The organism is Collinsella sp. AM38-1BH (assembly GCF_003467545.1).
Lineage (GTDB): Bacteria > Actinomycetota > Coriobacteriia > Coriobacteriales > Coriobacteriaceae > Collinsella.
Window position 1 is genome coordinate 197,721 of sequence record NZ_QSHC01000001.1, and the last position, 12,440, is coordinate 210,160.

At 59.4% G+C, this 12,440-nt stretch carries 17 protein-coding genes and 1 pseudogene; 1 reads left to right on the plus strand and 17 read right to left on the minus strand.

What is annotated here, in order from left to right:
• Positions 1-14 precede the first annotated feature (14 nt).
• The gene (locus DW870_RS00765; RefSeq protein ID WP_233504573.1) at positions 15-674 is read left to right on the plus strand and encodes an RluA family pseudouridine synthase; all 660 of its coding nucleotides are present in this window, start codon (positions 15-17) and stop codon (positions 672-674) included.
• Positions 675-733: 59 nt separating this feature from the next.
• Here the strand turns inward: DW870_RS00765 and DW870_RS00770 are convergent, their stop codons facing one another.
• From DW870_RS00770 to DW870_RS00850, 17 genes and pseudogenes are all read right to left on the minus strand, one after another.
• Entirely contained in the window at positions 734-1,480 is a 747-nt protein-coding gene (locus tag DW870_RS00770; RefSeq protein WP_117769379.1) for a DeoR/GlpR family DNA-binding transcription regulator, read from the minus strand.
• A 3-nt stretch (positions 1,481-1,483) separates the two neighbouring features.
• Positions 1,484-2,563 carry a Gfo/Idh/MocA family protein gene (locus tag DW870_RS00775; protein ID WP_117769377.1) on the minus strand — a complete coding sequence of 360 codons (1,080 nt, stop codon included), beginning with the start codon at positions 2,561-2,563 and terminating at the stop codon, positions 1,484-1,486.
• 430 nt (positions 2,564-2,993) lie between these two features.
• Positions 2,994-3,299 (minus strand): 50S ribosomal protein L24, encoded by a 306-nt coding sequence (rplX, locus tag DW870_RS00780; RefSeq protein ID WP_006235043.1) that lies wholly within the window; start codon positions 3,297-3,299, stop codon positions 2,994-2,996.
• A 13-nt stretch (positions 3,300-3,312) separates the two neighbouring features.
• Positions 3,313-3,681 carry a 50S ribosomal protein L14 gene (gene rplN / locus DW870_RS00785; RefSeq protein WP_006235041.1) on the minus strand — a complete coding sequence of 123 codons (369 nt, stop codon included), beginning with the start codon at positions 3,679-3,681 and terminating at the stop codon, positions 3,313-3,315.
• Positions 3,682-3,799: 118 nt separating this feature from the next.
• On the minus strand, positions 3,800-4,060 hold the full coding sequence (gene rpsQ, locus DW870_RS00790) for a 30S ribosomal protein S17 (protein ID WP_006235040.1): 261 nt from the start codon (positions 4,058-4,060) through the stop codon (positions 3,800-3,802).
• 16 nt (positions 4,061-4,076) lie between these two features.
• Entirely contained in the window at positions 4,077-4,292 is a 216-nt protein-coding gene (rpmC, locus tag DW870_RS00795) for a 50S ribosomal protein L29 (protein ID WP_006235039.1), read from the minus strand.
• 107 nt (positions 4,293-4,399) lie between these two features.
• A pseudogene (gene rplP / locus DW870_RS00800) lies at positions 4,400-4,795 on the minus strand (50S ribosomal protein L16); the annotation flags it as partial.
• Positions 4,795-5,505: a 30S ribosomal protein S3 gene (rpsC, locus tag DW870_RS00805; RefSeq protein WP_006235037.1), complete on the minus strand. Its 711-nt coding sequence runs from the start codon at positions 5,503-5,505 to the stop codon at positions 4,795-4,797. The gene rpsC and the pseudogene rplP, both read right to left, overlap by 1 nt.
• Before the next feature lie 6 nt (positions 5,506-5,511).
• Positions 5,512-5,883: a 50S ribosomal protein L22 gene (rplV, locus tag DW870_RS00810; protein ID WP_006235036.1), complete on the minus strand. Its 372-nt coding sequence runs from the start codon at positions 5,881-5,883 to the stop codon at positions 5,512-5,514.
• 14 nt (positions 5,884-5,897) lie between these two features.
• A complete protein-coding gene (rpsS, locus tag DW870_RS00815) occupies positions 5,898-6,158 on the minus strand; it encodes a 30S ribosomal protein S19 (protein WP_006235035.1) in 261 nt (86 codons plus the stop codon).
• A 32-nt stretch (positions 6,159-6,190) separates the two neighbouring features.
• Complete coding sequence (rplB, locus tag DW870_RS00820; protein ID WP_055250219.1) at positions 6,191-7,021, minus strand: 50S ribosomal protein L2; 831 nt, start codon at positions 7,019-7,021, stop codon at positions 6,191-6,193.
• Positions 7,022-7,200: 179 nt separating this feature from the next.
• Positions 7,201-7,488, minus strand: coding sequence for a 50S ribosomal protein L23 (rplW, locus tag DW870_RS00825; protein ID WP_006235033.1), 288 nt, complete (start codon positions 7,486-7,488; stop codon positions 7,201-7,203).
• Positions 7,489-8,115, minus strand: coding sequence for a 50S ribosomal protein L4 (gene rplD, locus DW870_RS00830; RefSeq protein ID WP_006235032.1), 627 nt, complete (start codon positions 8,113-8,115; stop codon positions 7,489-7,491).
• 46 nt (positions 8,116-8,161) lie between these two features.
• Positions 8,162-8,782 carry a 50S ribosomal protein L3 gene (gene rplC, locus DW870_RS00835; protein WP_035137484.1) on the minus strand — a complete coding sequence of 207 codons (621 nt, stop codon included), beginning with the start codon at positions 8,780-8,782 and terminating at the stop codon, positions 8,162-8,164.
• A 459-nt stretch (positions 8,783-9,241) separates the two neighbouring features.
• Positions 9,242-9,868, minus strand: coding sequence for a histidine phosphatase family protein (locus tag DW870_RS00840; RefSeq protein ID WP_117848306.1), 627 nt, complete (start codon positions 9,866-9,868; stop codon positions 9,242-9,244).
• 39 nt (positions 9,869-9,907) lie between these two features.
• Complete coding sequence (locus DW870_RS00845) at positions 9,908-11,062, minus strand: cation diffusion facilitator family transporter (protein ID WP_117848305.1); 1,155 nt, start codon at positions 11,060-11,062, stop codon at positions 9,908-9,910.
• Between the two features lie 150 nt (positions 11,063-11,212).
• Positions 11,213-12,427, minus strand: a complete 1,215-nt coding sequence (locus tag DW870_RS00850; protein WP_117876610.1) for a PTS transporter subunit EIIC — start codon at positions 12,425-12,427, stop codon at positions 11,213-11,215.
• Between the last annotated feature and the right edge of the window lie 13 nt (positions 12,428-12,440).

Sequence of the window (12,440 nt, forward strand, 5' to 3'; positions counted from 1 at the left end):
CGAAAGGCTTACACGTGAACGAAGAACCCCAAGTCCTCTACTGCGACGCCTGGCTCATGGCCATCGATAAGCCCGCCGGCATGATCGTCCACGGTGACGGCACCGGCGAGCGCACACTTACCGACTACGCCAGCGATCTGCTGCTGGCGATGGGCGACGGCTTTGCCGCGACCGACATGCAGCCGCTCAACCGCCTGGACCGCAACACCACCGGCGTGGTTCTGTTCTCGCTCGACAAACAGACGCAGCCCGCCTTTGACCAGATGGTGAACGACCACGCCTTCGAAAAGCACTATCTGGCGCTGGCCGAGGGCAAGATAGACTGGAACGAAAAGCTCATCGACAAGCCGATCGCCCGCGACCGCCACGATAGCCGCAAGATGCGCGTCGGTGCCAGCGGCAAGCCGTCTCAGACGCGCGTCAAGGTGCTCAAGCGCCTTAAGAGCCGTCGAGGCCTGCCCACGCGTTCGTATATCGATGTCGAGCTGCTCACCGGCCGCAAGCATCAGATTCGCGTCCATCTGGCCAGCGAGCACCATCCGCTGGTGGGCGACGACCTGTACGGAACGCCGCGCCCATGCGGATTGATGCTCCACGCCCACAGCGTGTCCTTTACGCATCCCGTTACCGGCGAGCACATCCACATCGAAGCCCCCTGCCCCTGGGAGCCCTAAACCACCACAATGGGGACAGGTACCTTCGCGGTGGTTTTGGCCTTAGCCTGCCCCTGCTTCTAGACCGTGATGACGTTGTCCATTGCCCGGTACTTGGCGGGGACCTCGCCCGCGGTAATAATCGTTGCATCGCGAAAATCCGCGAACTTGACGGGCGCCACCATGCCAAATTTACTGGCGTCCGAGATTACGAAGCGCTTGGCCGTATGGCGCATCGAGATACGCTTTACTTGCGCTTCCTCGATATCGGGCGCCGTGAAGCCCTGCTCGGCGGCAATGCCGTTAGAGCCCCAAAAGCCACAATTGAAGTTGTAGCGGTCTAGGGTTGCCAAGGCATCGGGGCCAACGAGCGCCTCGGTCTCGGGCTTGAGCTCGCCGCCCAGCACCACGGTACGCATGCCGCGCAAAGCGAGGTGCTGAGCATGGAGCACGGAATCGGTCACATAGGTGACATCTTCAAGGTGTGGAAGATGCTCGATGAGCTTGAGCGTCGTCGAGCCCGAGTCGATGTATACAAAGCTCTCGGGCTCCACAAGCGCCGCCGCACGGGCGCAGATACGCTCCTTATCGTCGTTATGGAGGTCGCTGCGCTCGTTGAGTGTTAAGTCACGCGTCACGTGCGCGCGCTCAAGACTCGTCGCTCCACCGTGGACCTTAGCGATGCGGTGCGCTCGATCGAGCGTCTGCAGGTCGCGCCGAATGGTAGACGCCGTCACGCCCAGAGCCTCGGCAAGCTCCGGCACGGTAACCGAGCCGGCCTGCTGCACCATCGACACGATCGCGTTGAGCCTATCTTCCGCAAGCATCGCTTACTCCTCCTCGGGGTACACGACTCCCCAGTCGGTGCGAAGCTTGGTCATAAGCTCCATAACATCAGAAGCATAATCCAGTAGCTCGCGCTTGGAGTCGTCGCCGGCAACGGCCTTCTCAAGATCGGCCATCTCATAGCACAGGGCGTAAGCCTCGGTGCCGGCGTGGACCTCCTCGCGGTGGCCGTCCGCAGTCCACACGATGGTCGCGTGATCGGCACGCGGATACTCGTTGACCTCGATATAGCACTTGTCAAAGCTGATGACCGAGCGCTTGGGCTGCTTGGAGTGAAGCGTAAGGCTCACAACACCCAGCTGCTGCTCGGCATTACGGCAGACGATGCCGCCCGCAACGTCAACGCCGGTCTCACAGGTGTTGCCCAGCGAAACGACCTCAGCGGGCTGGCTTGCCATAAAGAGGCGCATAACGGACAGGGCATAGACGCCAATGTCGAGCATGGCACCGCCAGCAAGGTTGCGATTGTAGAAACGGTTGGTCAGGTCGCCGTACTCCTTGTAGCTGCCAAAGTTGAGTTGGGCGAGGTTCATGCGGCCAAACTCGCCGACATCCATGCGGCGGCGCAGCTCCTGATACAAGGGCATATGGAGCACCGTAGTGGCGTCCATGAGGATCACGTTATGCTCGTCGGCAATGGCACGCGCCTCGTCGAGCTCGGCGGAGTTGAGGGTGATGGCCTTCTCGCAAAGCACGTGCTTGCCAGCTGCCAGGGCCGCACGCAGATAGGTGATGTGCGTGTTATGCGGCGTGGTGATATAGATCGCGTCGATGTTCGGATCGGCATAGAGGTCCTCGACCGATTCGTAGACCTTCTCGATGCCATACTGATCGGCAAAAGCCTGAGCCTTGGACAGCGTGCGGTTGGCGACGCCCGCAAGCTTGCGGCCGGAAAGAGCGAGAGACTGGGCCATCTGGTTGGCGATAACACCGCACCCGATCACAGCCCAACGAAGCTCGGGAGCCGTAAAGATATCATCGGGGAATGGCTTGTCCTGGACCGAAGCGAACGCTGCCTTTGCGGCTGCCGCAGCATCAAGCGGAGCCTGTTTACAATCTGCCATATCTGCCTCCTGCGTCGTGAAAAGTCTTTTATTTCTGACAGCTCTATATTCGCACAAATGCGCGTGTATGTGCGTGCTTCTGCGTGTATTACCGCTAAATGGTCAAAATTCAGCAGCAGATGGCGCATATACAAGCACAATCACGCAATCCTACGCACGTAACTACACACAAATACGCATCACCTGATCCCTTGGGGACGGAGGAAAACGGATCATTTGAGGCGTCGCGCCAGCCAACAGTTGCCCTTTTAACCGTTGCCTCACCGAGTCCGCAGCAACGCACAAGCTGACCAACTGTCACGCCAGCCTTCGTGCGCGCAATCACTCATTTAAGCCTGTCCCCAATGAGTACCCAATGAATAGGGATCAAAAAAGGCCCGGGTGCCGTGGCATCCGGGCCTTTGCTAGCAACTTAACTGTTGCGGGCAGCTTAGAACTTGTGGCCGCACTTCTTGCAGACGCGCAGCTTGTTCTTGCCGTCCTTCTCGTGACCGACGCGGGTAACCTTACCGCACTCGGGGCAAACGAGATTGACGTTGGAGGCGTCGATGGGAGCCTCCTGCGAAACGATGCCGCCCTGCTGGTTGGCAGCGTTGGGCTTGACGGCCTTCTTGACGACCGAAACGCCCTCGACAACGACCTTGTTCTCGGCGGGGAGAGCACGCAGGACAACGCCCTGCTTGCCGCGATCCTTACCAGAGAGAACCTGGACCTTATCGCCCTTCTTGATATACATATATCTCCCCTAACTACAGGGTCTCGGGAGCGAGCGAGACGATCTTCATGTACTTCTTGTCACGAAGCTCGCGAGCGACGGGCCCGAAGATACGGGTGCCGACGGGCGAACCATCGTTGTTGATGACAACGCAGGCGTTCTCATCAAAGCGAATGTAGGAGCCATCCTTGCGGCGGATCTCCTTAACGGTACGAACGACGACGCAACGGACAACGTCCTTCTTCTTGACGTTGGCGCCAGGGGTAGCCTCCTGGACAGCACCGATGAACACATCGCCGATGCCTGCATAACGACGCTTGGAACCGCCAAGCACCTTGATGCAGCGAATCTTGCGAGCGCCGGAGTTGTCGGCGACGTTCAGCATGGTTTGCATCTGAATCATGGTAGATGTTCCTCCGAACTAAGAACCGAAGAGAGGTGCGCAGCCTTTATACGGCCCGTGGTATGCAAGCCAGGCATACGCACATCTTCGGAAACGTACAAGTCGTAAGAGCGACTGCTTATTTAGCGCGCTCGACGACCTCGATGAGGCGCCAACGCTTCATCTTGGACATAGGACGGGTCTCCATAACGCGGACGGTGTCGCCCACGCCAGCCGTGCACTCCTCGTCGTGAGCGTGCAGCTTCTTGGAGCTGGTCATCATCTTGCCGTACTTGGGGTGACGCTTGCGCTCGGTGATGGTGACAACAATGGTCTTGGCACCGGAGACGGAGGTAACGACACCCGTACGGACCTTACGCGAGTTACGCGAATCAGTCATGTTCTCTCCTTAGGTCCTACTCGGCGACAGCGGACTTCTCCGCTGCGATCTCACGGGCGCGCTGCTCCGTGAGGACGCGAGCGATGTCCTTCTTCACGGTGTTGACGCGAGCGGTGTTGTCCAGCTGGCTGGTGGCCATCTGGAAACGAAGGTTAAAGAGCTCGGCGCGCATTTCCTTCAGCTTCTCAACGAGCTGAGCGTCCGAGAGCTCACGAATCTCTGCGGGCTTCATTAGTTCTCCTCCTTGGCGGCGGCGGCGTCCTCAGCAGCCCACTTGGCCTCGAGAGCGGCCTCCTCAGCCATCTCCTTCTCGATGCGCTGCTCAGCGTTCTTGGCAGCAACAATCTTGGTCTTGATGGGAAGCTTGTGCTGTGCAAGACGCAGAGCCTCGCGAGCGACCTCCTCGGGCACGCCCTTGACCTCGAACATGATGCGGCCGGGCTTGACGACGGCCACCCACTCCTCGGGGTTACCCTTACCAGAACCCATGCGAGTCTCGGCAGGCTTCTTGGTGATGGGCTTATCGGGGAAGATCGTGATGTAGACACGACCGCCACGCTTCATGTAGCGGGTCATGGCAATACGAGCGGCCTCGATCTGACGGTTGGTGATCCAATGGGCCTCGAGAGCCTGGATACCAAACTCGCCGAAATGCAGCTCGGTATTACCCTTGGCCTGGCCCTTCATGGAGCCACGCTGCACCTTGCGGTGAAGAATACGCTTAGGGGCAAGCACTACTGACCCCTCCTCTCGGAGTTACGACGACGAGGACGGGAAGAGCCCTCGAGTGCAGGGTTGGGAACAGGCTGGCCCGGGAGCTTCTCGCCCAGGTAGATCCAGACCTTCACGCCACAGGCACCCATGGTGGTGCTGGCGACAGCCGTGCCGTAGTCGATCTTGGCACGGAGGGTGTGCAGAGGCACGCGACCCTCGCGGTACCACTCACGACGGCCCATCTCGGCACCGCCGAGACGACCGGAGCACTGGATACGGATGCCCTTGGCGCCGGCCTTGCGGGCGGACTGGACAGCCTTGCGCATAGCGCGACGGAAGGCAACGCGGCCCTCGAGCTGCTCAGCGATGGACTGAGCAACGAGGTTGGCGTCGAGCTCGGGACGCTTGATCTCGACAACGTCGACGGAGAGCTGGCCCTTGGAGACGCCAGCGACCTTCTCGAGCTCGGTGCGGAGGGTATCGATCTCGGCACCCTTCTTACCGATGACAACGCCGGGGCGAGCGGTGAGGATGATGACCTTCACCTTGTCGCCAGCGCGCTCGATCTCGACGCGGGAGACAGCTGCGCGGGAAAGACGCTTCTCGAGGTACTTGCGGATCTCGAGATCGTTACCGAGGGTCTTAGCGTAATCCTTCTCTGCGAACCAGCGGGAGCGCCAGTTCTCGGTGATGCCAAGACGGAAGCCGGTGGGGTAGACTTTCTGACCCATACAGCTTTACGCCTCCTTTCGAGGAGCAACGACGACGGTGATGTGGGAAGTACGCTTCAGAATGCGAGAAGCGGAACCCTTGGCGCGGGGACGGATGCGCTTAAGCGTCGGACCCTCGTCAACATAGGCAGCGGCGACAACCAGGTTGTCGGCACGCAGACCGTTGTTGTTCTCGGCGTTCGCAACGGCGGAACGGAGAACCTTCTCGACATCCACGGCGACGGCGCGGTCGCAGAAGTGGAGGATGTCGAAGGCCTGAGCGACAGGCTTGCGGCGGATCAGATCGACCACCAGGCGGGCCTTGCTGGGGGAAACACGCACGTACTTAGCGACGGCGCGAACCTCGGTGGCCTCAGTTTCAATAGACTTAGTTGCCATTTACGGTTAACCCCCTATTTGGCCTTGTGGCCACGGAACGTACGAGTCGGCGCGAACTCGCCGAGCTTGTGACCAACCATGGACTCGGTAACATACACGGGCACATGCTTGCGGCCGTCGTGGACGGCGATGGTGTGACCAACCATCTCGGGGAAGATGGTGGACGCGCGGGACCAGGTCTTCACGACGTCCTTCTTGCCAGCCTCGTTCATCGCGGTGATACGCGAGAGAAGGCGAGTCTCCACGAACGGGCCCTTTTTGAGACTTCTGCTCATAAGTGCTTTCTCCTAAAACTCGGTATCCGAAATTACTTCTTACGGCGACGAATGATGTGCTGGTTCGAGACCTTCTTCTTCTTGCGCGTACGAAGGCCCTTCGTCGGCTTACCCCAGGGGGTAACAGAGGGACGACCAGAGGTGTGGTTCTTGCCCTCGCCACCGCCGTGCGGGTGGTCGACAGGGTTCATGACGGTACCGCGGACGGTCGGGCGCACGTTCATGTGACGCTTACGGCCGGCCTTGCCGATGACGATGTTGGCGTGATCGGCATTGCCGACCTCACCGACGGTGGCGCGGCAGGTAACGAGGATGCGGCGCATCTCGGAGGAAGGCATACGGACGATAGCGTACTTGCCCTCCTTACCCATCAGCTGGCAGGAGTTACCGGCGGAACGGGCGATAGCGGCGCCCTTGCCCGGCTGGAACTCGACGGCGTGGATGAGCGTACCGACGGGGATGTCGGCGAGGGGCAGAGCGTTGCCCGGCTTGATGTCGGCGTCAGAACCGGACATGATGGTCTGACCGACCTCGAGGCCCTTGGGGGCCAGGATGTAGCGCTTCTCACCGTCAGCGTAGTGCAGCAGAGCGATGCGAGCGGAACGGTTCGGATCGTACTCGATCGTGGCAACCTTGGCGGGCACGCCGTCCTTGTTGCGCTTGAAGTCGATCACGCGGTAACGACGCTTCACGCCGCCGCCCTGGTGGCGGGTGGTGATGCGGCCGTTGTTGTTACGACCGGCCTTCTTGGGCAGGGGCTCGAGAAGAGACTTCTCGGGCTTGGTGCAGGTGATTTCGGAGAAGTCGGAGATCGTCTGCCAACGCCTACCAGCGGAGGTCGGCTTAAGGTGCTTTACAGCCATTACAATCCCTTTCAATAGGAATCCGTTAGCCATCGCAGACAGGGATTCGAGGTTCTGCCTCGGGTGCGATGACACCGGACGTATACACGGCTCCGGGCGTGTCCATTTTATACGCCCAAAACCTTGAGCTCTCGCCTCCCCTATTTGGGAGGCATGAGCTCACTCAACAGCAGCGAGTCTTAGGCCTGGTTGCCAAAGACCTCGATGGTGTCGCCCTCGGCCAGCGTGACGATGGCCTTCTTCCAAGAACGGGTCTTGCCGGCGACATAGCGCACGCGCTTGGTCTTGGGCTTGACCGTCAGGGTGTTCACGCGAACGACCTTGACGCCGAAGATCTCCTCGACAGCGTCCTTGATCTGATACTTGTTAGCATCCTTGGCGACCTCGAACGTGTACTTGTTCTGCTCCATGCCGGAGAAGGAACGCTCGGACACGATCGGACGGATGATGATCTCGTGGGCGGTCATTTATGCAAGCACCTCCCCGAAGTGAGCGGCGATGTCGGCGGGCATCAGCACAGCGTTGTTGTTGACGAGATCGTAGGTGTTGGCCTCGTCGGCAGTGATGATGAACGTCTTGGGAATGTTGCGGAACGACAGGTAGGCGTTGACGTCCTCATCGCGAACGATGATGGTCAGACGCTTGCCCTCAAGGCCGAGAGCCTTGAGCATGGCTACGGCAGCCTTGGTGGAAGGCTTCTCGAAGCCGTAGTCGTCGACGAGCACGAGCTCGCCATCGGCCAGCTTGGCGGACAGCGCGGAGCGCATAGCCAGCTTGACCTCCTTGTTGTTCATACGCTTAGCGTAGGAACGGGGCTTGGGGGCGAAGACAACGCCACCGTGACGCCACTGGGCAGCACGGATGGAACCCTGGCGGGCACGGCCGGTGCCCTTCTGACGCCAAGGCTTCTTGCCGCCACCGGAAACCTCAGAGCGGCCCTTAGCGGACTGGGTGCCCTGACGCCAAGAGGCCATCTGGCACTTGACGATGTGGTGCATAACGTGGATGTTCGGCTCGATGCCGTACACCTCAGCGGCGAGCTCGGCCTCGGCGACCTTCTTGCCCTCGCTGTTCTTTACTTCAAACTTTGCCATTTAAGTGTTCTCCTTGGTATGACGCTGGGCTAAATGGGCTGGGCCCTTAGGCCATACGGATGGCGACGAGACCATTCTTGGCACCCGGGACAGCGCCCTTGACCAAGATGAGGTTCTGCTCGGCATCGATGCGGACAACGGAAAGGTTCTTAACGGTAACGCGCTCGTTACCCATGTGACCGGCCATCTTGACGCCCTTGAGGACGCGCGCAGGATAGGCGCACTGACCGATAGAACCGGGGTGACGCTGGAAGTGAGAACCATGCGTCATAGGACCGCGGCGCTGACCCCAGCGCTTGATGCGACCCTGGAAGCCCTTACCCTTGGAGGTACCGATGACGTCGACCTTCTCGACATCAGCGAAATCAGCGACGGTGACGACCTCGCCGACCTTGTGCTCCTCGCCGTTCTCGACGCGGACCTCACGAAGGAAACGGACAGGCTCGACGCCAGCCTTAGCGAAGTGACCAGCCATGGGCTTGTTCACGTTCTTGGCCTTGATGTCGCCGAAACCGATCTGGACGGCGTCATAGCCGTCGGTTGCCTGAGTTTTAACCTGCGAGACAGCGCAGGGGCCAGCCTGGATGACCGTGACGGGAACGACGTTGTCGTCCTCGTCCCAAACCTGGGTCATGCCAATCTTGCGGCCGAGAATCATGCTGATCAAGATATGATCCCAACTCTCGCGTGGTCTTGGGACAATGCGTACACCACCGAGCGTACGCCCCTAGAGGACCACTACTTACACGACGTGCTCCCCAACCTTGTATTATGTCCGGACTACCTGACAACCCTATTAAGCAGGCATTTTGTCCAGCCAGAATACTCCCCTGGTTTCACACAGCTGTTTAGTATACACGGCTGCGGGCGTATCCATCGAGATTCATATTTCACTCACATTGTTTACGCAGGTAAAGTGCGTGGCACGTTCCCGGTGTGCGGCGGAGGGGGCGGGCCTGAGGCATATTAAGGTTGCTGCTCTACAGTCCTGCTCACGACGGAGAGCACATTAAGTGCTCTCCTGTTCGTGCGGAACTCGCGACAACCTTAATATGCCTCAGGCCCGCCCCCTCCGCCGCACACCGGGAACGCCACGTTGATGTCTGCTAAACCTTGCTCGTTCAGGCTAATGACTTTGTTTGGGGTCCACTATTTGCTGAAGGGTGAACTTGCATTGCATTGGCTCGCCCTCTGCTTGTGGCTTTGCCTCATCGAAATCGAAGATCATGATGGCGCAGTTGGGAAGTTTTGCTGGGAGCTCGAAGCCCTCTGGGGCTGCGGCCTTGATGAATTGGCGGCTGGCGCTGCCGTGGCTTACTGCTAAGAGGGTTTCGATGCCCTCGGAGCCCATGATATTGGTGAGGGTGGCTACCATGCGTTCTTGTAACGCTTTGCTTCCCTCTCCTCCGAAGGGGACCAGATCCTCGCCCGGATCCCAAACGTCGGTGGGTAGCGCGTCGTGGGGGCCTTCTTCGAAGGTGCCGTAGCAGCGCTCGATGATGCCTTCGCAGGGCTCGACAGCGGCGTCCGGGCCGAGAAGTTCGCGTGCGACGAGACTTGCCGTGTCCATGGCTCGGCCTAAGGGTGATGAGACCACTTTGTCGGGGACGACGCCGTGGGCCTTGAGCCATGCGGCTGCCGCCCGTGCCTGCTGACGGCCCAAATTGGTGAGCGGTGAATCGCAGCGGCCCTGGACCAGCTTTTTGACGTTGAATTCCGTCTGGCCGTGACGGAGTAGATAGAGACGCTTCATGCTCTCCCCTTCTGCTTCAGTTACCTTGCCGGCACAGCCCTACTCGTGGGTATGCCCTACGTAGTCTTCGTCGATCGTAATCTTGGCAATCGACTTGGGATATTCCGATTCGACTCGTTGTGCCAGCGCGTGCTTTACGTCTTCGGCACTCATCTGCAGATCCGAGGGACGCACGCAGTCAAAGATCACGTTGGTGTGCGTGGGACCCGGCACGCAACGAAGGTCGTGAATCGAAAGGCGGCTATCGATCTCCTGAGCCATTGCGTTGATACGCAGGCGCATGCTCGCCACCTTTGGATCGTCGGTCACGATGGGATCGTAATGGAGCGTGACGATCATGCCGTCCTCGTTCCTAAACGACTGCTCGATGTTATCGAGCGTGTCGTGGCTTTCCAGCGGGCTGGCCTCGGCCGCCATCTCGGCGTGCGCGCTTGCAAACTTCCTGCCCGGACCGTAATCGTGAACCATTAGGTCATGAACGCCCAAAACACCGGGGTAGCTCATGATCTTGTCTCGGATGTGCTTGACCAACTTGGGATCGGGTGCCTGACCCAAAAGCGGGCTCACCGTATCTTGGATAAGCTCAAAGCCGCTCCAGCCAATATAGGCGCCAACGGCAAGGCCGACCCATGCGTCAAGATTGATGTGCGTCACCTGGGAAACAATCGCGCACACTAACACGGCGCCTGTGGCAAGGACATCGTTCTTGGAATCCTGAGCGGTCGCATGTAGCGTCTCGGACTCAATGCGGTCACCGAGCTTTTGGTTGAGGGCCGCCATCCACAGCTTAACAACCATCGAAAGTGCCAGGACTACCACCAGGGCAAGCGAGAACTCGACAGGCTCGGGGTGGATGATGCGCTCAAACGAGGACTTGATAAGCTCAAGGCCGATCAGCAGCACGAGCGCCGCCACGACCAGACCCGAGAGATACTCGTAGCGGCCATGTCCGTAAGGATGCTCGGGGTCGGCCGGCTTGCTCGCCAGCTTAAAGCCCAGCACGCTCACGATATTCGAGCTGGCATCGGACAGGTTATTCATGGCATCCGCCACGATCGAAACCGATCCCGACAGCACGCCAATTGCGCCCTTCGCAGCGCATAGTGCCACATTGGCGAGAATACACACCACGCCCGTCAACGTGCCCACGCGCGCACGGTCGCCCTGCGCACGACGAACAATCCACTCGACCATCTACATCCGCCCCCACGGTACTACCTATATATCTATTGCTCAAACGGATTGTAGTGTAGCCACTTTGTCCCCCAGATACAAAAAGGCCGCAACCCACACGAGCCGCGGCCTTGGAACATGACAAAGGAATCGTCCTTTTGTTGCACAGGTTTATGCGCTTGCTTCAGCAGCGCTTGCCACTGTTTCGGGCGAACCGGCTCCATCCCCCGTCGCCCGCCCCTTCGCCGGCACCACGCCAAAGCAGTAGCTCAGCGCCGCAGACACCGCAAATGCCGTGCCGCCGGCAACGCAGCACCACAGCAGGTTCGAAATGCCGCCCGTGGCAAAGCCAATGACCATAAGAACATTCGTCATGCCGATGGTATAGGCCGTAACGTGGCCCACGGCCGCAACAAGGCCTCCTAAGGCGCCGCCAATGGCCATGCACGTCAGGCACCTTCCATATTTAAAGCCGCAACCGTACAGCGCCGGCTCGCTTACGCCGCCAAGCACGCCTGAGATTGAATAGCCCAGCATGAGCGCCTTCTCATCCTTACCCGCAACGCGGAGCGACGCGCCAAAGGGCATGCCCCAAACAGCGAACGTCGCCATTGTCGCGGCAATGAGAATGCACGAATCCGTTCCCACACTCATAAACTGCGCGTACGCAAGCGATAGGACAACGTTACTGACACCCACGATCTTAAGGAACTCCCAGCCCGCGGCAAGCCCCATGAGCGTGAGCAGCGACACGATACCACCGGAATTGCCAAGCATAAACATAAGCTGCCCCAACAGCATGCCCAGATAGCTGCCCGCCGGCGCCGTGATACACAGCGAAACCGGAACCATGACGAGCATGGTTGCAAACGGAACGAACGAAAACGCCACGGCCTTAGGGATAACGCGCCGAAAGAAACACTCCACTCGCCATAGCACGGGCACCGAGATGAGAACCGGAATAACAGTCGTCGTGTAATCGTTGACCGGCGCGGGAAGCAGACCATACACGGAAGTCATCGATGCCCCCGTCGTCGATGCGGCATCGACGAGCTTAAGCAGATCGGGCGCAATCAATACGCCGCCCAGCATCATGCCCAGCTGCTCCGAGCAACCGAGCTGGCGGGCGGCCGCCCAACCGAGATAAATGGGCAAAAAGTAGTAGCCGGCGTTATAGAGCCAACTGTAGAACAGGCGATAGATTTCGGAATCGGCAGACCACAGGCCCAGCATGCCCTCGCCCATAATGACGGCGACGGTGCGGAACAACGCCGCGCAGACAATGAATGGCAACGCCGACATCATGCTTTTAGACAGATAGTCCACCACGGCCATGGCGTTTGATGAAACCGTCGTTGTAAACGAGGTGTTAGAAACTTGTGACATGGAGCGCCTTTCC